The organism is Marinobacterium iners DSM 11526, assembly GCF_900107855.1.
GTDB lineage: Bacteria > Pseudomonadota > Gammaproteobacteria > Pseudomonadales > Balneatricaceae > Marinobacterium > Marinobacterium iners.
This window is the reverse complement of record NZ_FNRJ01000005.1, coordinates 15,674-34,337: the sequence shown is the minus strand read 5'-3', so window position 1 is coordinate 34,337 and position 18,664 is coordinate 15,674. Positions and strand designations below refer to the sequence as shown.

Genomic DNA, 18,664 nt, shown 5'->3' with positions numbered 1-18,664 from the left:
CCCTGCCCTAGCCATCAACTTTGAGTACAGCAAGGAAGGCGTCCTGAGGAATCTCAACCCGCCCGACCTGCTTCATGCGTTTCTTACCTTCTTTCTGCTTTGACAGCAGTTTCTTCTTACGGCTCACGTCACCACCATAGCACTTGGCCAGCACGTTCTTGCGCAGCGCCTTGACGGTTGTTCGCGCGATCACCTTGCCACCAATGGCGGCCTGAATCGCCACATCAAACATCTGCCGTGGAATCAACTCTTTCATCTTTTCACAGAGCATTCGGCCACGGTACACCGCGTTATCCTTGTGCAGGATGACCGCCAGCGCATCCACACGCTCGCCGTTAATCATGATATCCATACGCACCAGCTTGGCTGCTTCAAACCGCTGAAAATTGTATTCAAGCGACGCATAGCCACGACTGCAGGACTTGAGGCGATCAAAGAAGTCGAGCACCACCTCCGCCATCGGCAGTTCGTAAGTGACCTGAACCTGCTTGCCGACAAAGTGCATGTTTTTCTGCACACCTCGCTTTTCCACGCACAGACCGATCACCTGGCCCAGATGCTCGTCCGGCACGAGAATATTGGCCAGCACGATCGGCTCGCGCATTTCACGCACGGTAGAGGGGTCCGGCAGCTTGGAGGGGCTGTCGATCTGAACCACGTCACCGTTGTTCAGCTCAAGCTCGTACACTACGGTCGGGGCGGTTGTGACCAGATCAAGATCATATTCGCGCTCCAGGCGCTCCTGAATGATCTCCATGTGCAACATGCCAAGGAAGCCACAGCGGAAACCGAAGCCCAGTGCATCGGATGTCTCCGGTTCGAAGAACAGGGAGGCATCGTTCAGGGTCAGCTTGTCCAGCGCTTCACGAAAATCTTCATAGTCATCGGCACTGGTCGGGAACAGACCGGCATACACCTGCGGCTGTACCTTCTGGAAACCGGGCAAACTGGGTACATCCGGCGTTTTGAAATGCGTCAGAGTATCGCCCACGGGCGCACCATGAATATCCTTGATACCCGCAACAATAAACCCGACCTCTCCGGCACGCAGCTGATCGGTTTCTTTCCGTTTAGGAGTAAAGACACCCACTGCATCCACCTGGTGCGTCTGACCGGTGGATTTGACCAGCAGCTTGTCTTTTTTGCGCAGGGTGCCGTGTATCACGCGCACCAGTGACACCACGCCCAGGTAGTTATCAAACCAGGAGTCAATAATCAGCGCCTGCAGCGGACCATCCACATCACCTTCCGGCGGAGGGATTACCCGAACTAACTCTTCCAGCACCTCCTCAACACCCAGACCAGTCTTGGCCGAACAGGCGACAGCATGGGTAGCATCGATGCCGATCACCTCTTCGATCTCCTGCCGCACACGGTCAGGATCAGCCTGAGGCAGATCCATTTTGTTCAGGATCGGCAGCACTTCCAGACCTTGCTCGATAGCGGTGTAGCAGTTGGCCACCGACTGAGCCTCAACACCCTGCGCAGCATCCACTACCAGCAAAGCACCCTCACAGGCCGACAGCGAGCGTGACACTTCATACGAAAAGTCCACATGTCCGGGGGTGTCGATGAAGTTGAGCTGATAGGTTTTACCGTCCTTCGCGGTGTAGTCGAGGGTAACGCTCTGCGCCTTGATCGTGATGCCGCGCTCACGCTCAAGATCCATGGAGTCGAGAACCTGAGCCGCCATTTCACGGTCGCTCAGACCACCACAGATCTGAATGATGCGGTCGGACAGGGTGGATTTGCCATGATCGATATGGGCGATGATCGAGAAATTACGAATATGTTCCAGTTTACTCACGATACGGTTACCCGACTCCGGTCAGAAAGTGGCTGAGATCAGTTAAAGAGGACGCAGTTTAACGCAAGAGGGGGGATCAGGTCATCGGCAAAAGCGGAAAACCCGGGGAGCGATGCACTCCCCGGGTTCAGGATCACTCGGTTTTGAGTGCAATAAACAGGGGACTGCCGCGTCGCACGATACGCAAGGGGACGGAGCGCCCTGCCGGCAAAGCGGATGCCACCTGCTCGAACTGCTCTACCGTTTCGATACGCTTGCCATTGAGCATGGTGATGACATCACCACGTACCAGGCCCGCCTGGAGTCCGGCCCCTTCCTGGACCTGCTGAACCATCACACCCGAACTGATGGCCCACTTGTCTTTAAGTGATGGTTCCAGCGGAGCCACTACCAGCCCCAGGCGGCCGGTTTCAGCCGGCTTTTCAGCGGAACGTGATGTCTGCTGCGGTTCATCTGGCATGGTCCCGATAACCAGTTCTACCATCTCACGCTCGCCAGAACGCATCACCTCCAGGCGGGCAGTCTGACCTGGCTTGATACGGCCAACCAGTGGCGGCAGGTCTGAGGACAGCTCGACTGGCTTGCCATTGAGCTTGAGGATTACATCCCCTTCCTGCAGCCCTCCGGATTGTGCTGGGCTGCCCGGCAGCACCTTGGCGACCAGCGCTCCCGCCGGCTTCTTGAGCCCGAACGACTCGGCCAGATCTCGATTAACCTCCTGAATGATTACACCGAGCCAACCGCGTTGCACGAACCCTTGGTTTTTCAGTTGGTCCGCCACATCCATGGCAACGTCGATCGGTATCGCAAAGGAAAGCCCCATGAAACCGCCCGAGCGAGTATAAATCTGCGAGTTGATGCCAACGACCTCGCCATCAAGATTGAACAGCGGACCGCCGGAGTTGCCCGGGTTGATCGCCACGTCGGTCTGAATGAACGGCACGTAGGTTTCATTGGCCAATGCGCGCTCGGTGGCGCTCACGATACCCGCGGTAACACTGTGATCGAAACCGAACGGGGAACCAATGGCCAGAACCCACTCACCCACCTTGAGGTCGGCCGAACTGCCTTTCTTCACCACCGGCAAGTCGCGTGCATCGATCCGCAGCAATGCCACGTCAGTGCGCTCATCGGAGCCAATCACCTCGGCCTGCAGCTCACGCCGGTCATTCAGGCGCACCAGCACCTCTTCAGCATCCTTGATCACATGATGATTGGTCAGAATGTAACCATCACTGGAAATAATGAAGCCGGAACCCAGAGAGCGAGGAGCCTTGCGCTGCGGCCCTTCACGAAGCTGCGGCATGTCACGGAAGAAGTGCCGGAAAATTTCGGGCACATCCTCTCCTTGAGGACCATGGAATTCAAAGTGCCCGAAGGGCGTCGAAAGGGATTGTTCACTGCGACTGACCGTGCTGATATTGACCACAGCCGGCGAGGCGTCCTCGACCAGTTCTGTGAAATCAGGCAACGCTGCCGCATTCACCAGAGGGGCACAAAGCCAGACAAGCATGAAACCAAGGCTGATCTTGATGCTTTTCACTGATTTTCACCTTTTGTCGATTACAGGGTTTTCAATAGGACCGGCTGATAGCGACTGAGTTCAGCCGTTTTACGTGTGAGAAAACGTACTGCCACAAACCCGACCAGCAGCATGAAGACCGCCGCCAGAATCTGTACCGTCTCACTGGCACCCAGCACACTGGCGACCAGAGCACCAGCAACCAGCATCAGCAGAGGCACAAGGTAAAGCAACAGGGAGGCGCGCATAAGCCCCCCTTCCTCCAACCCGATCAGCACTTGCTGTCCGGGCGAGAGGGCCAGATTGGCAGGATTGAGTACCTCTATCTCAACGGTACGTCCTCGAGACCACTGAGACAGCACACCCTGACTGCAGTTGGAGCGACTGCTGCACTGAGCGCAGGCACTGTTGCGGGCCGCTTCGACCCGTGCCAGCCCTTGGCCGCTCCAGGTGACGGTAGCCACTTCTTCAATCATGCTCAGCGCTCAGGTTGAACCGCACTGGCAATGCGATCCGCTATCATCAGCGGCACATCTCCAACTACAGTGACGAAATGCTCACCGCGCCGCTTGCCAACCGCAATGTAACCATCAGCCTGAGCCACCCCTTCGGGCATGCTTTGGTGGCCGATCTCTTCAACACTGACCGAAAAGGCATCACGCGCATTCGCAAATACCATTACTTCGCCATGAGGCAGAAGTTCGTGCCGCACAATGGAGTACCCTTCCGGCAACCAGCGCGTGGTCCACTGTGGCACCTTCTGAGTGCTGAGCAGGTGTTGATGCTGATCGATATAACGCTTGAGCCCGTCCGACAAACGAATCACATCCGCTGAATCATAGCGGATTGAAGGTGAGGCCGAGCGAGTACCAAGCTGAGTTCGCATCAAGTCGGCACTGGCAGTTGCCCCGGGCAGTGTATAGGTCGGTCGTGTCGCATCACCGGCTTCATTAAGCGAGCCGGCCCCCAGAATCACCACAGCAGTAACGGACGCGGCTACTGCCATGCTGGATACAGAGCGCCACCAGCGAGAAACAGGTTTGAATGCTCGCTGTCCCGCTTGGCGCTCGTCCGGCTGGTCCACACTGGGGTGATACACCGGTTCTCGCTCAAGCGCAGCCATGACCCGATCACTGAGATCGACATCAATGGCTGCAACTGTTTCACGCTTCAGCGCAGATCGCACAACCTGGTAACGATGCCACTGCTGGCCCAGCTGCGGGTCCTGCCCCACCTGCTCCAGTGTACGACGCAACTCGAAGTCACTGACCTCTCCATCCAGGAGTGCCGATATGGATTCATTCGCTTCTCGCATAGACTTACCCCGAATGGCTGCAAACGGCAGTCATATGATCTCTCAGTTGTTATTGAGCAGCGGTGCGATCTCCTTGTCGATCGCCTCGCGTGCCCTGAAAATCCTTGACCGAACCGTGCCAACAGGACAATCCATGACGTTGGCAATATCTTCATAACTCATGCCTTCAAATTCGCGCAGCGTCAGCGCCACACGCAAATCTTCCGGCAGACGATCAAGCGTCTGCTTGACGACACGCTCCATCTCGTCGCGGTAAAGTGCATTTTCCGGAGTCTCCAGATCACGCAACTCATTTTCCGCCCCTAGATATTGTGCGTCGTCTACATCCACATCCACGTCCGGTGGTCGTCGATTGCGGGCAACCAAGTGATTCTTGGCCGTGTTGATCGCAATACGGTACAACCATGTATAAAACGCGCTGTCGCCACGAAAACCGGGCAACGCTCTATAAGCCTTTATAAAAGCTTCCTGGGCAACATCCAGTGCCTCGTGCTGATCGTATACATAACGTCCGATCAGTCCGATGATCTTGTGCTGGTACTGTTTGACCAGCAGGTCGAAAGCACGTTTGTCACCAGCCTGAACCCGCTTGACCAGCAACTGGTCAGCGGCTGCCTGACTCTCGTTAGACACTCGGTATCCTTAAGTCACTGTGACTGTTTTTCCTGCAGATGCGAGGAGATCATGATTCAATAAAGTATGTATGGATGACCTGATGCATTGCAACCTCATGTCTTGAGCAGGCTCGCAACTGGTATGAACCTGAATCGGGGATGAAGTTCCAACACAATTTAAATTTGCGGCAACCTTACACTTGTCTGTACAAGACCGCATAATAGTTTGCCCTACAGGTACGGAATCTGAATATGAGTACAACACAGAGCCCCCCTCGGGACTTCGATGTATTGATCATCGGCAGTGGTGCTGCAGGCCTGACGCTAGCACTGCAGTTGCCGGAGCACCTGAAGATTGCCCTGCTCAGCAAGGGCAGTTTCGAGAGCGGCTCTACCTGGCTGGCCCAGGGCGGCATCGCCGCTGTGCTGGAAGAGGGCGACAGCCTTGAAGAGCACATTCGCGATACGTTGACCGCCGGTGCCGATCTTAGCCGCCCAGATGCAGTTGCTCGGATGGTGGAAGAAGGCCCGGAAAGCATCCGCTGGCTGATCGATCAGGGGGTGCCTTTCACCCGCGAGGGCGACCACTACCATCTCACCAAGGAAGGGGGGCACTCCCATCGTCGCATTATCCACGCCACCGACGCCACCGGTCGCGCCGTCCATGAAACCTTACTGGCACGGGCGCAGAAGGCGACCAACATCACCCTGCTGGACCGCCACGTTGCGATTGATCTGATTACGCGGCGCAAACTGAAGCTGCCGCACAACCGCTGTATCGGAGCCTATGTACTGGATATCCGCAGCGGACATATCCGCGCCTTTCGGGCGCCACAGGTGGTACTGGCAACCGGCGGAGCCGCCAAGGCCTATCTCTATACCAGCAACAGTGACGGCTCTACCGGCGATGGCATCGCCATGGCCTGGCGTGCAGGCTGCCGCATCGCCAATATGGAGTTCAACCAGTTTCACCCCACCTGCCTGTATCACCCCCAGGCCAAGTCGTTTCTGATCAGCGAAGCGGTGCGTGGCGAAGGCGGCAAACTGCTGCTGCCGGACGGTTCTCGTTTCATGCACCATTTTGATGAGCGTGCCGAACTGGCACCCCGCGACATTGTGGCCCGCGCCATCGACCACGAAATGAAGCGCCTTGGCTGCGATTGTGTTTATCTGGATATCAGCCACCGGCCAGCCGACTTCATTCGCGAACACTTCCCCACCATCCACCAACGTTGCCTGGAACTGGGGATCGATATCACCCGTGATCCGATTCCGGTGGTGCCGGCGGCCCACTATACCTGCGGCGGTATCGTCACGGGAGCAGATGGCAAGACCGATCTGGCAGGACTCTACGCCATCGGCGAAACCGCTTTCACGGGCCTGCACGGTGCCAACCGACTGGCATCCAACTCACTGCTGGAATGCATAGTCTCTGGTCGAGCGGCTGCACGCGCAATTTCACAGGATACAACAACAGCCCAGGCGGAGCGCCCCGAGATTCCGGGTTGGGATGAGTCACTGGTCACCGATTCGGATGAGGATGTCATCATCTCTCACAACTGGGATGAGCTGCGCCGTTTCATGTGGGACTACGTAGGCATCGTACGAACAAACAAACGCTTGGCAAGGGCACAGCACCGAATCGAGCTGCTGCTGCAGGAGATCAGCGAGTACTACAGCAACTACCGAGTCAGCTCGGATCTGATTGAACTGCGCAACCTGGCCACTGTTGCCGAGCTGATCATCCGCAGCGCCATCAGCCGCAAGGAGAGTCGAGGTCTGCACTATACACTGGACTACCCTGCACCCGCAGCAGAGCGCAGTGACACTGTACTCGCTCCGGCTAACTTTCAGTGGCCTGATGCGACCCGAGTGGAGGCGCCCATCTGAGCACGACATGCAGACGCCGCACATCCGTGCGGCTGACCTGCTCCGGTGTAATGATCAGCCAGGTTGGCCGCGCCCGATCCACACGTTGCAACTTGAGCACCTGAATCAGCCCCGGCACAGAGCAGCTGAAGTAAAGCCGTTCCACCTGGCACCAGCCACCCGATAGAGTCAAAAGCTGCATGGAACCCAGATCTGGCTCCCAGATAAGCTGATCTACCGCATCGACCGCATGCGGATACAGCAATGGCCAACACAACAGTGGCATGACAACCAACAGTATCAGCATGGACAGAAGCCGCAGGCCCAAATCCGGCAACATCAGCCATACCGCCGACTCTGCTGCACCTAACAGGACCAGACAGAGCACGCGCAGCCTGATACCCTGCTTCAGCTGTAATTCAAGCCGGCTGAACCCGTTCAAGCATGATCCTTATGATACGTTTCAAGTCCTCATCCTGAGGCTCCTCTCGCTGCATGAACCAGACAAACAGATCCTGGTCCTCGCAATCCAGCAGCTTGACAAAACGCTGCTGATCTTCAAACGCCAGATCTCTGAACGCCTCCTGCATGAATGGTACAAACAGCACATCCAACTCCAGCATTCCCCGGCGGCATTGCCAGGTCAACCGGCGTACATCATCTTCTGTAAACATTGATCCACCAACCCTGTCGGTATGTAACATGCCGCTATTAAACCTCGAAACGCGCTGCAGCTCCACTTGCGGTGCGAAACAGGTACTCATTCCGGTATACTGACGCTTTTTCACCAGCCACCGGATAACCCCATGACTGAACGCCTGACAATTACCCGTCCCGATGACTGGCACCTGCATCTGCGTGATGGTGAGGTGCTGCAGCATGTTGTGCCCGCCACCGCTCATCAGATGGGACGTGCCATTGTAATGCCCAATCTGCGTCCACCGGTAACCAATGCTGCGCAGGCACTGGCATACCGTGAACGCATTCTGGCTCAGGCCCCCGAGGGCAGCGGCTTCAATCCCTTGATGACCCTGTATCTGACTGACAACACAAGCCCGGAAATGATTGCCGAGGCCAAGGCCAGCGGACGAGTTGCCGCAGTCAAGCTCTACCCTGCCGGTGCCACAACCAACTCGGATTCAGGCGTGACTGATCTGGGCAAGCTGGACGATATCTGCGCTGCGCTGGCCGAAGCCAGCATGCCATTGCTGGTACATGGCGAAGTCACCCACAACCATGTGGATATCTTCGACCGTGAAAAGCAGTTTCTGGACGAGATCCTGACACCTTTGGCAGGTCGCCATCCGGCCATGAAACTGGTGGTTGAACATATCACCACCCGTGACGCTGCAGAATTTGTGAACGCCCACGGCGATAACGTGGGTGCGACCATTACCGTTCAACACTTGGCCTATAACCGCAACCATATGCTGGTAGGCGGTATCCGCCCTCACCTGTTTTGTCTGCCGATCCTTAAGCGCAACGTGCACCAACAGGCCCTTCAGGACGCGGTTGTCAGCGGCAGCCACAAGTTTTTCCTCGGTACCGACTCGGCACCTCACGCCAGGGGCGCCAAGGAAAACGCCTGCGGCTGCGCCGGCTGCTACAGCGCCTATGCAGCCATTGAGCTCTATGCCGAAATATTCGAAGACCTGGGCGTACTCGACAAGCTCGAAGGGTTTGCCAGCCACTACGGGGCAGACTTCTACGGTTTGCCACGCAACACTGACAGCATCACGCTTGTGAAACAGCCATGGCAGGCCCCCGCCGAGATGCCGTTCGGCCAGGAGACCATCGTGCCACTGCGCGCCGGCGAAACCCTGCGCTGGAAACTGGAACGTTAAGTTTCAAACCCGAACACTCAGAGGGCGAAAGGTGCTTCCTTCAGTTGCTCGGAGCGCATGAAAAACAGGGTAACCACTCCGAGCTGAACGCCCCACTTGTTCACACCGGCCCGGTTAACGAGCACGTTGCCGGGCTGCAGATACATCCAGTCATCGAAACTGACCTTCCAGCTGCCATCACCCACTTTCAGCTCCATGCGATAGCGCCAGTTGAGGCGATTACCCTCACTGTAGCCCTGAGCCGTCCCGATAATATCCCCTGCACGGCCTTCGTACTCACCCTCGCCTTTGGGCACAATGGTCCAGACTCGGGTGTCGCGCTCACCATCGCTGTACAGAAACTTCTCGTCCAGCACCAGCCGCTGCCCATTCCAGTCACCATCAATCTCTACCTGAAACTGGCGTCTCAGGTTGCCAAAACGGTCTTCAAAAATGCCCCAAGCGTACACCTTGCCATCGAAGAACTCTTCGATCTTGAGGGTAGGTCCCTGCTGGCTTAATCGGTCAGTATTCATGGGTGAACATCCGGTTATCAAAACAGTGGTCAACACGAGCAGAAAAGCGAATATCCGCATGGCGGTCTCCTTTGTGTCGCACACCGATACGACATGTACTGGATTACGTGCAGTAATGATGTACAGATCATTTCGGCAATGACAGCTGAATGCGCTGCATCAGTCGGGCATGCAGTCGTGTTCTCAGCGGGTAGTGTCGCAATCGCCAGATAGCTATCAATTTCATCACACAGGGAATGCCGGCATACAAAATCGCCAACAGCACATCCGAGTGTTCGGGTACAAATCCATCAGCCAGATTGAGCAGACCAAACCCGATCAGGGCGGCCAGTGCCAATGCCAGTTTGTTGGCGCCGTTCCAGCACGCAAACAGCAGCCCTCTGCGCTGACGCCGATACCGGAAACGGTCCCAGTCACAGACCTCGGCCTGTAGCGCATGGGGCAGCGCCAAATCGGCTCCCAGCGCCAGTCCTGTCAGGACACAAACCAGCATGAACCAGTACAGATCGCCGGCACCCAGCCAGCTTGCAGGCAGGAAGGCACAGATGGCAAACAGCATGGCACCGCGCCACAGGTCGGCCTTGTCGAACAAGCGACTGAGACCCAGCCACAGTGGCAACGACAGCACCGCTGCACCGAAATACACCAGAATCAGCAAGCCTCGGTCAGCCTCACTGCCCGCCAGAGTGCGCGTAACATAGAGCGGAAACAGAACCGCCGGCACCCCGTTGGCAATACCGTTCCAGAACCAGCTTTGCAGAAGTATTCGAGCGGGACGGTTGCGCCAGAGGCTTTTCCAGTCGGCACCGGAGCAGTTCGACATCTCCTGCGCCGGCAACTCTAGACAATGCAAAAGACGCCACAGCGCCCAAGCACCGGGCAAGAGCGTAAAGCCGGCAATCAACCAAAGGACTTGTTGTGTGCTGAGCGCAAGCATTAAACCGGCCGCCGGCAGAACCGCCGACAGCAACAGACCGATCAAACCAAAGCCCTCACGCAGGCTGGCAGCGCGAGCCCGCTGATACGATTCGGGGCTAAGAGCCGCCAGCCAGCTCAAGTAAGGCACCTGCACCAGAGTCCAGCCCAGATAGAGCAGTGTTGATCCCAGCAGCAGAGAAAGCGCTGCATGGCCTGCAGGCGGCAGCACAAGCAGCGCCAGCCCCGGCAGACACAGAACCGCTCCAGCCAGTATGAACTGTCGATAGCGCACCGGCCTACCTCGATCCAGCCAATAGCCGATCAGCGGGTCAGTGATCAGATCGCTGACCCGGGCCAGCATCAGAATGAGCCCGACCAGCCAAAGCGCCAGACCGCCCTGCTCCACATACCAGGTTGGCAAAAGAACATATAGACCAACCGTTGGAACCGCCAGCGGCAGTGCAGGCAACGCATAGGTAAACAGCTGTTGAGAGCCAAGCCTGGCGGCTTTCATATCAGTGGCTCAGCTGATAGAGGCCTACATCAATACTGCCGTGGCGAAAGCCTGCCTCGCAGTAGGCCAGATAATAGACCCACATGCGCCGGAAGCGCTCATCAAACCCCTGCGCCTGAACCCTGGGCCACTGTTCAATAAAGCTGTGGTGCCACTCCCGCAGGGTACGAGCGTAGCCCAGCGCAAAGGTATGTTCATGCTGCAGCTGCAGCCCCCCGGCGGCAATCTCGGCTCGCAACCGTCCAGGGCCGGGCAACATGCCTCCTGGGAAGATATAGGTTTGAATAAACTCGGCACTGTTGCGATAGCGCTCAAAGCGCTGATCTTCAATACTGATGATCTGCAGTACTGCCCGACCACCGGGTCTGAGGCAACGCTTGAGCTGGTTGAAGTAGACCGGCCAGTGCTCTTCACCCACCGCCTCGAACATTTCGATCGAGACAATATGATCGTAGGTTTCATCCACATCGCGATAATCGGTCAGGGTAAAGCGGCACTGCTCATTCAGCCCGGCCTTCTCGATCCGCTCACGGGCATAGATCAGCTGCTCGGTGGACAGGGTAATCCCGTGCACTTCGACTCCGTATTCTTGCGCCGCCAATTCGGCAAAACCACCCCAGCCGCAACCGATCTCAAGCACCCGCTGTCCGGGCTGCAGCTCTAGCATCTCGGCGATGCGCCGATATTTTGCAAGCTGTGCCCGGTACAGTGCTTCCTGCCCCTGCGCATCCACATCTTCATACAGGGCTGCGGAATAGGTCATGCTGCGATCCAGCCAAAGCCGATAGAAGTCGTTGCCCAGGTCATAGTGATAGGCAATATTGCGTCGACTGCCCTTGCGGGTATTGGCACGGCGCAGATGACGCAGGCGGTTGAACATGCGCAGCAACGGATTGCCTCGAATCAGGTTCTGCATCGCACTTTCATTACCCAGCGCCCAGCGCAGCAGCGACTCAAGATCCGGGCTGTCCCAGTCACCCTCCATGTACCCCTCGGCCCAGCCTATAGCGCCACCACGCAGTAGGCGTCGCAGGGCACGGTAATGATGCAGGCGGATTTCTGCACGCGGCTCACCTTCTCGGGCCTGACCAAACTGCAGCAGCTGACCCGACGGCAACTGTAGATCCAGAGTGCCGAACTCGATCCGAGGCAGATGATCCAGCAGGGTCTGCAGGCACCAGCGATTCAACCAGCCGGTACGAGAGAGGGAATCCTGTGTACTGAGACTGGGTGTAGGTGAATGTTTCATCAGTGGTGTTCCCCTGTCTGACTGACCAGTGTGGTGCGATGTGCCGGCGGTGTCGGGCGCGGCTGCAAAGGAACCTTCTTTCGCCAGATCAGCAGCGCCTCCCAGTGAATGCCGGCAATCACCTTAAGCGTCATCAACGGGTGGCTGAAAAAGGTTCTCAGCAGAGCCTGATCACTCAGTTCGCGGCGCTGCCCGGTGAAGGTCGCGTGCAGTACGGCACTCTCGCTGTCGGTTTGACGTATGCATACCGCAATCCGGCTGCCGGGCGGCTGCATGCGAAAGTGGTAGCGGGTTGCCATACTGATGAACGGAGACACGTAGAAATCCTTGTCACAGGACTGACGAATCTGATCCGACGCCGCATGGTCTACCGGGATCAGGTAATTGTGTTTCTGATTGAACGTGTTGCTCACCTCGTACAGGATCGCACGCAACTGGCCGGACTCGTCATGGCAGTAGAACACGCTCAAGGGATTGAACACATAGCCCAGCAGTCGCGGGTAGCACAGCAGACGAATCGAGCCTTGACCGATATTGATGCCACTTGCACTCAGAATGGACCTGACCTGCTCAACCAGCGGTTGATCACTGCCATCACCGTGATCACGATCATGGAATGAGAACAGGTTGAAACGGTTACGGGAAAACCACTTGAGTGTGCGGCCAAGCTGATCCAGTTCATCCAGATCGATCAACATTGAGGTAACACGGTAGATGAAGCGATGCTTCTTCGGCTTCATCCGGTGGTGCATCACCTGGCCGGCGTAGAGGCAGGACTGTGTCATGCCACGGCTCCATGCAACCAGACAACGCGTGGCTTTTCGGGCGCCTGCACATGAATGCGGCTGTTGGGATCATCCAGCGTCCAGGGGCGTTTTGTGCCACCGAGCTGCTCAGCTACAGCCAAACCGGACTGCAACCCATCCTCATGAAAGCCATAACCAAAGTAGGCACCGCAAAACCAGGTGTTCTGCTTGCCCTGCAGTGACCACAACTCCTTCTGAGCTGCAATCGAATCCAAATTGAACACAGGATGGTCATACAGAAAACTGCGCAAAATCTTCCCTTCAGCAGGCTCCTCAACCGGATTCAGGGTCACGAACACTGGATGCTGTTGCGGCAGGTGCTGCAGGCGATTCATCCAGTAGGTGACCGATATTGCCCTTGGCAAACTGTCAGGGCTGTGACTGTCGGTAAGATAGTTCCAGCTGGCCCAGGCGGCCTCGCGCCGGGGCATCAGCGCGGCATCGGTATGCAGCAGTGCACGGTTGCGCTGGTAGGGAAAGCAACTCAACAGGCGTTTCTCATCCGGGCTGGGATCAGCCAGCAGCGCCAGTGCCTGATCGGCATGGCAGGCGAGGACTACATGATCAAAGGATTCACTCTCGCCATGCATGAATTCGACCACCGCCTGACCTCCACGGCGATGAATGCGGTGAATGCGGCTATTCAGGCGCACTCCACCCTTGAGTTCATCACAGACCCGCTGTACATACTCGCGACTTCCCCCGGCTACCGTACGCCACTGGGGTCGATCCTTGAGCTGTACCAGACCGTGATTCTGACAGAAACGAAGAAAGGTAACCGCAGGGTAGTCCAGCATCTGATCGGCAGGGGTAGACCAGATCGCCGCGCCCATGGGAATCAGGTGTTGATAAATAAAGGCTCGACCGTAGCCGCGGCTGTTCAACATTTCGCCAAGAGTCTGTGGCTGCACCTCCGGATCATCAATCAAGTCCGAAGCTTCGCGATAGAAACGCATGAGATCGGCCAGCATTTTCCAGTAACCGGGACGCAACAGATTGCGTTTCTGTGCGAACACCCCTGCCAGCCCGCAGCCACTGTACTCCAGCGCACCCGAGTTGATTGACACGCCAAATGACATGTCAGTTTTCATGCTGGGTACACCGAGAGTACGAAAAAACTCGACCAGGTTGGGGTAGTTGACTGGGTTATATACGATAAAGCCAGTATCGACCGCCAGGTCCCCTTCCTCAGTCGCGACAGTGACGGTATTGGAATGACCACCGGGGCGATCATCTTTCTCGAACAGAGTGACATCATGCTGCCGGTTGAGCAGCCAAGCCGCGGACAGCCCGGAGATCCCTGAGCCAATGACGGCAATCTTCAACGGTCTGATCACTTTAACGTTCATGCGTGGGGCCTTTTCAAAAATATGCATCTGCTGCCTCTTACGCGTCCCTGATATGGCTGGATCATCGACATTGTGAGGCCAATACTGTATCAACGACAGAAATATCAGCATCAGCCTGATCTACCCACACTCAATCACGCGTATGGAGAGCAAATGCAGATAGATCAGCCTGAAGGAGGCGATGTGAACGCTGCCGCTGTTGATTCTACCGCTCTCGGAGCGCGCGACTCAGAGGAGAGGAGAAAGCAAGTGCGTGACGACTGGAGTGCCTGTCTGACCGCACTGGCCGAAAGTCGAGACAAGTCTGAATTTGCTCGCTTGTTCTCTCACTTCGCCCCTCGGGTCAAATCCTACATCTTGCGTTTGGGGATGCCTGAAGCCAGTGCTGAAGAGATCACCCAGGAAGCAATGCTGCTGGTCTGGCGCAAGGCGCACCTGTTCAATCGAGCCAAGGCCAGTGCCAGTACCTGGATATTCACCCTGGCGCGAAACCAAAGCATCGACCGGATGCGGCGCGACAAAATGCCATTGTACGAGCTGCCTGAAGAAGAACCGGATCCTGATGAGCGTGATATGAACGAGCACGGGGTACTGGAAGATCGCATGCGGGCTGCAATCGAGACGCTGCCCGAAAATCAGGCTCAGGTGCTGCATTTATCCTATTACGAGGGCAAGAGCCATTCCGAGATCGCTGACCAGCTGGGTATACCGCTGGGCAGTGTAAAGTCACGATTGAGACTCGCATTCAGTAAGCTCAAGGCCCACTGGGGGGAAGAAGAGTGAAAATCAGCCATCATTTTGACGACGCAACCCTGATGGCGTACTCCGCTGGTACCTTGCCACAGGGCATGGCACTTCTGGTTGCCTGTCATCTGCACTGGTGCCCGCACTGTCGTGAACGGATGCACGCCACCGATGCGGTTGGCGGAGCACTGCTGGAACAACTGCCACCAAGCCACCTACAAACTGATGCCTTTGAGCAGCTGCTGGCACGGCTTGATGAACCCGAACACGAACTCTGCACTTCGGTGCCGGAAGCCTACGCCAACCCGGAGCTGCCGGCACCTTTGGCACAGCTGCTCGACAAGCCGCTGGATGAGTTGCCCTGGAAACGGATCGGATACGGTGTCAAGCAGCTGGACCTGCACCTGGATGGTCCCGGTGCCGCACGCCTGCTGCGTATTTCACCAGGGATTTCGGTACCGCACCACACTCACGGCGGCAATGAACTGACGCTGATCCTGAAAGGCTCCTATAATGATGAGCTGGGGCGTTTCTGTCAGGGTGATGTGGCCGACCTTGATGGTGAAGTGAGCCACCAGCCACTGGTCGATACCGATGAAGAGTGTATCTGCCTGATCGCCACCGATGCCCCGCTCAAGTTCAGCGGACTGGTTGGGCGGCTGGTACAGCCCTTTATCGGTCTGTAAACAAACTTGGAGTGTTCATGTCGGATCTGACAGCAGGCAAAATTCCGGTCGGCATCAGTGCCTGCCTGACCGGTCAGAAAGTGCGCTACAACGGTGGTCACAAACAATCCCGCTACTGTCTGGATGTGTTGCAGGACTGTTTCGAGTTCAAGACTTTCTGCCCTGAAGTGGCGGCAGGTCTTGGCATCCCCCGTGAACCGATACGCCTGGTTGGCCTGCCCGATGAATTGCCTCGCGCATTGGGCACCAATGATCCGAGTCTGGATGCCACTGACGATCTGTTAGCAGTCGGCACCGAGTTTGCCCGTCAAAACAGAGACCTGCGCGGTTTTATTCTGATGAAAGGTTCCCCCAGCTGCGGTATGGAGCGGGTCAAGGTCTATCACCCCAACGGCATGCCAAATACCGCCGATCAGGGGTTGTTTGTGCGTACGTTACGGCAGACCAATCCAGAGCTGCCTCTTGAAGAAGAGGCTCGGATGAACGATGCCGTGTTGCGAGAAAACTTTATTGCACGCGTATTCGCCTACGATGACTGGAAAACCAGTATCGAACCTGACCCTTCCTATCACGCCATCATTCAGTTCCACAGCCGGCAGAAGTATCTGCTCATGGCGCATCACTATGAAGGCTACCGTGAGCTGGGTCGTTATCTGGCCGATGCGCATCAGCAACCGTTGCCAGAAGTGATGCAGCATTACATCAGTCGTTTCATGCATCACATGCGTCACAAGGCCACACGTAAGACACACACCAATGTACTGATGCACATACTCGGTTATCTCAAGAAAGAGATAGACAGCGAGTGCAAGCAGGAGTTGCTGGATGCCATCGAGCAGTACCGTCAGGAGCATGTTCATCTGGTTGTGCCATTGGCCCTGCTCAAGCACTACGTCAAGCGCTTCGGCTCTGATTACATTCGCTCACAGACCTACCTAAACCCGCACCCGCACGAGCTGGGGCTTAGGAACTACATCTGAATGCAACTCGTATGGTTTCGCAACGACCTGCGCCTGCAGGACCACCCGGCACTGCATGCTGCCTGCAGCCGAGGTGAGCCGGTTACGGCACTGGTCTGCCTGACCCCACAACAGTGGGAAGCACACCATGAATCCTCGGCCCGTATTGCTTTCTGGCAAGATCGACTCAACTGGCTGCAGACCGAACTTGAAGCCCTTAACATTCCGCTGCTCCGGCTCTCGTTGCAGCGGTTCAGTGACTGCCCTGCGGCCATTGTTGAGCTGGCGCGTTCGCTGCAGGCAAGCCATCTGCATTTCAACTACGAGTACCCGCTCAACGAGCAGACTCGCGACCGAAGCGTGTGCGACGCTCTTCAATCGGCTGCAATTGAGGCCTGGGGCTATCATGGCGATCTGATTCTGCCACCGGGCAGTGTACTGACCGGCAACGGAGGCCCCTTCAAGGTATTCACCCCTTTCAGCCGTGCCTGGCGACGTCATCTGCTGCAGGTCGACCATGCCCCACTGCCCGCCCCCACAGCCGTTCCTGTATCAGATCAAGCCTCAACAACCGCACACGCTCGGGCCGACTCCGATGCCTATGACCGCTTGCGCTGGCCCGTTGATCAGGGGGCTCTATTGGAGCAGTTGCAGGAATTTGTGGAATCGCAAGAGCCCTGTTACGCCGAAAAACGTGACTTCCCAGCCATCAAGGGAACATCAAGCCTGTCCCCCGCTCTGACAATCGGAGCACTGTCCGCTCGCCAGTGTCTGGCGGCGCTGCAACAGGCACGAGGCGATGACAGCTGGCTGGAAAGCACTTGGCTGAATGAGTTGATCTGGCGCGAATTCTACCGCCACCTGCTGGTGGCTTTCCCTGGCCAAAGTCGACTTGAGCCGTTTCGACCCGAAGTGGAAACACGCATCAGCTGGCTTGAAAACGAGAAGGCCTTCGAGGCCTGGAAGGCAGGGGAAACCGGATATCCCATTGTTGACGCTGCCATGAAACAGTTACTGGCCACCGGGTGGATGCACAATCGCTTGCGCATGATTGTTGCCAGCTTCCTGACCAAGCTGCTCCGTATCGACTGGCGCCGGGGTGAAGCGTTCTTCATGTCAAAGCTGATTGATGGGGACTTCGCTTCCAATTTGGGGGGGTGGGCCTGGAGTGCGTCAGTCGGGGCAGATGCCGCACCCTACTTCCGCATTTTCAATCCACAACTGCAGAGTGAAAAGTTTGACCCCAACGGAGAGTTTATCGCTACCTGGCTGCCGGAACTCGTCAGCCTCCCGCCAAAAGAACGTCACAAGCCTGATGCGGGGCGCCACTTAGGGCGCCCCGCACCGGTCGTAGATTACAAGCGCGCCCGTCAGGCCGCGCTTGATGATTACAACGGATGATCAGCCCATCCAGGCGCTGAACATCCACACTGTTTTCTCCTGCTGAGTGATGTAGTCACTCATCAGGGTAGCAGTTCCTTCGTCCTGAGCATCCTGAGCCAGCTCCATGACTTCACGCTGCATGCTGATCAGCTGCTTGTAACCCTGCAACAGGCCCTGCACACAGAGCTTGCCTTCGGTTACATTTTTGGCTTCCTTGACTTCGCTGTTTTCCAGGTAGTCGCTGAACGCATGCATCGGTCGATGACCCAGTGTCAGAACACGTTCGGCGATCTCGTCCACTTTCAGCAGCAGGTCGTTGTACTGCTCCTCAAACTTGACGTGCAGTTCGAAAAATTCGGGGCCACGCACATTCCAGTGGTACCCACGTACATTCATGTAGAAGATTTGGTAGTTGGCCAGCAGTGTGTTGAGTCTTTCAGCCAGCTGCTTCGATTTGTCGCTGTCCAGTCCAATACGGTTGGTTTGCATGTTCGCCTCCTTACTTGGCTTGGCGTAAAAAATCAGTCCGTATTCAATTCTTCAGGGCAGTCTGGTCGGGTTTCAACCCCT

General features: G+C 56.6%; 19 protein-coding genes. 6 read left to right on the top strand and 13 right to left on the bottom strand.

The features are described 5' to 3' along the window. Nucleotides 1-7: 7 nt before the first annotated feature. The 5 genes from lepA to rpoE all read right to left on the bottom strand — a co-directional run bounded on the left by lepA (nt 8) and on the right by rpoE (nt 5,277). Nucleotides 8-1,807, bottom strand: coding sequence for a translation elongation factor 4 (gene lepA / locus BLV48_RS07225; protein WP_091825252.1), 1,800 nt, complete (start codon nt 1,805-1,807; stop codon nt 8-10). Between the two features lie 133 nt (nt 1,808-1,940). Beyond that, on the bottom strand, nt 1,941-3,350 hold the full coding sequence (locus BLV48_RS07220) for a DegQ family serine endoprotease (protein ID WP_309546608.1): 1,410 nt from the start codon (nt 3,348-3,350) through the stop codon (nt 1,941-1,943). A gap of 20 nt (nt 3,351-3,370) precedes the next feature. Further along, entirely contained in the window at nt 3,371-3,805 is a 435-nt protein-coding gene (locus BLV48_RS07215; RefSeq protein WP_091825249.1) for a SoxR reducing system RseC family protein, read from the bottom strand. A 2-nt stretch (nt 3,806-3,807) separates the two neighbouring features. Next, a complete protein-coding gene (locus BLV48_RS07210) occupies nt 3,808-4,644 on the bottom strand; it encodes a MucB/RseB C-terminal domain-containing protein (RefSeq protein ID WP_091825246.1) in 837 nt (278 codons plus the stop codon). Nucleotides 4,645-4,686: 42 nt separating this feature from the next. Beyond that, complete coding sequence (gene rpoE / locus BLV48_RS07205; protein WP_091825243.1) at nt 4,687-5,277, bottom strand: RNA polymerase sigma factor RpoE; 591 nt, start codon at nt 5,275-5,277, stop codon at nt 4,687-4,689. A 233-nt stretch (nt 5,278-5,510) separates the two neighbouring features. Here rpoE and nadB point away from each other — a divergent pair, with 233 nt between their 5' ends. Further along, on the top strand, nt 5,511-7,148 hold the full coding sequence (nadB, locus tag BLV48_RS07200) for an L-aspartate oxidase (protein WP_091825240.1): 1,638 nt from the start codon (nt 5,511-5,513) through the stop codon (nt 7,146-7,148). Here nadB and BLV48_RS07195 read toward each other — a convergent pair. Both BLV48_RS07195 and BLV48_RS07190 read right to left on the bottom strand, forming a co-directional pair. Continuing rightward, entirely contained in the window at nt 7,102-7,569 is a 468-nt protein-coding gene (locus BLV48_RS07195; protein ID WP_091825238.1) for a hypothetical protein, read from the bottom strand. The two genes, nadB and BLV48_RS07195, sit on opposite strands and share 47 nt — an antisense overlap. Beyond that, nucleotides 7,547-7,801 carry an FAD assembly factor SdhE gene (locus BLV48_RS07190; RefSeq protein WP_091825235.1) on the bottom strand — a complete coding sequence of 85 codons (255 nt, stop codon included), beginning with the start codon at nt 7,799-7,801 and terminating at the stop codon, nt 7,547-7,549. Before BLV48_RS07190 ends, BLV48_RS07195 begins: the two co-directional genes overlap by 23 nt. A 132-nt stretch (nt 7,802-7,933) precedes the next feature. Here BLV48_RS07190 and pyrC point away from each other — a divergent pair, with 132 nt between their 5' ends. After that, a complete protein-coding gene (gene pyrC / locus BLV48_RS07185; protein ID WP_091825233.1) occupies nt 7,934-8,971 on the top strand; it encodes a dihydroorotase in 1,038 nt (345 codons plus the stop codon). A 17-nt stretch (nt 8,972-8,988) separates the two neighbouring features. Here the strand turns inward: pyrC and BLV48_RS07180 are convergent, their stop codons facing one another. The 5 genes from BLV48_RS07180 to BLV48_RS07160 form a co-directional block, all read right to left on the bottom strand. Beyond that, nucleotides 8,989-9,546, bottom strand: a complete 558-nt coding sequence (locus BLV48_RS07180; protein WP_091825231.1) for a DUF3833 domain-containing protein — start codon at nt 9,544-9,546, stop codon at nt 8,989-8,991. A gap of 67 nt (nt 9,547-9,613) precedes the next feature. Further along, entirely contained in the window at nt 9,614-10,918 is a 1,305-nt protein-coding gene (locus BLV48_RS07175) for an MFS transporter (RefSeq protein ID WP_091825228.1), read from the bottom strand. A gap of 1 nt (nt 10,919) precedes the next feature. Then, nucleotides 10,920-12,167 (bottom strand): SAM-dependent methyltransferase, encoded by a 1,248-nt coding sequence (locus BLV48_RS07170; protein WP_091825226.1) that lies wholly within the window; start codon nt 12,165-12,167, stop codon nt 10,920-10,922. Next, complete coding sequence (locus BLV48_RS07165) at nt 12,167-12,952, bottom strand: DUF1365 domain-containing protein (RefSeq protein WP_091825223.1); 786 nt, start codon at nt 12,950-12,952, stop codon at nt 12,167-12,169. The genes BLV48_RS07170 and BLV48_RS07165 overlap by 1 nt, the downstream gene beginning before the upstream one ends. Beyond that, nucleotides 12,949-14,349: an NAD(P)/FAD-dependent oxidoreductase gene (locus tag BLV48_RS07160; RefSeq protein ID WP_254774987.1), complete on the bottom strand. Its 1,401-nt coding sequence runs from the start codon at nt 14,347-14,349 to the stop codon at nt 12,949-12,951. Before BLV48_RS07160 ends, BLV48_RS07165 begins: the two co-directional genes overlap by 4 nt. Nucleotides 14,350-14,475: 126 nt before the next feature. On the opposite strand from BLV48_RS07160, the gene BLV48_RS07155 reads away from it, so the two are divergent. From BLV48_RS07155 to phrB, 4 genes are read left to right on the top strand one after another with little or no spacing between them, the layout of a single operon-like run. Continuing rightward, the gene (locus BLV48_RS07155) at nt 14,476-15,105 is read left to right on the top strand and encodes a sigma-70 family RNA polymerase sigma factor (protein ID WP_091825220.1); all 630 of its coding nucleotides are present in this window, start codon (nt 14,476-14,478) and stop codon (nt 15,103-15,105) included. Further along, nucleotides 15,102-15,752 carry a ChrR family anti-sigma-E factor gene (locus BLV48_RS07150; RefSeq protein ID WP_091825217.1) on the top strand — a complete coding sequence of 217 codons (651 nt, stop codon included), beginning with the start codon at nt 15,102-15,104 and terminating at the stop codon, nt 15,750-15,752. Before BLV48_RS07155 ends, BLV48_RS07150 begins: the two co-directional genes overlap by 4 nt. Nucleotides 15,753-15,769: 17 nt before the next feature. Further along, entirely contained in the window at nt 15,770-16,732 is a 963-nt protein-coding gene (locus BLV48_RS07145) for a YbgA family protein (protein ID WP_091825214.1), read from the top strand. Continuing rightward, nucleotides 16,733-18,112 (top strand): deoxyribodipyrimidine photo-lyase, encoded by a 1,380-nt coding sequence (phrB, locus tag BLV48_RS07140; RefSeq protein WP_091825211.1) that lies wholly within the window; start codon nt 16,733-16,735, stop codon nt 18,110-18,112. It begins immediately after the preceding gene. Here the strand turns inward: phrB and BLV48_RS07135 are convergent, their stop codons facing one another. Next, on the bottom strand, nt 18,113-18,583 hold the full coding sequence (locus BLV48_RS07135) for a Dps family protein (protein ID WP_091825208.1): 471 nt from the start codon (nt 18,581-18,583) through the stop codon (nt 18,113-18,115). Nucleotides 18,584-18,664 lie beyond the last annotated feature (81 nt).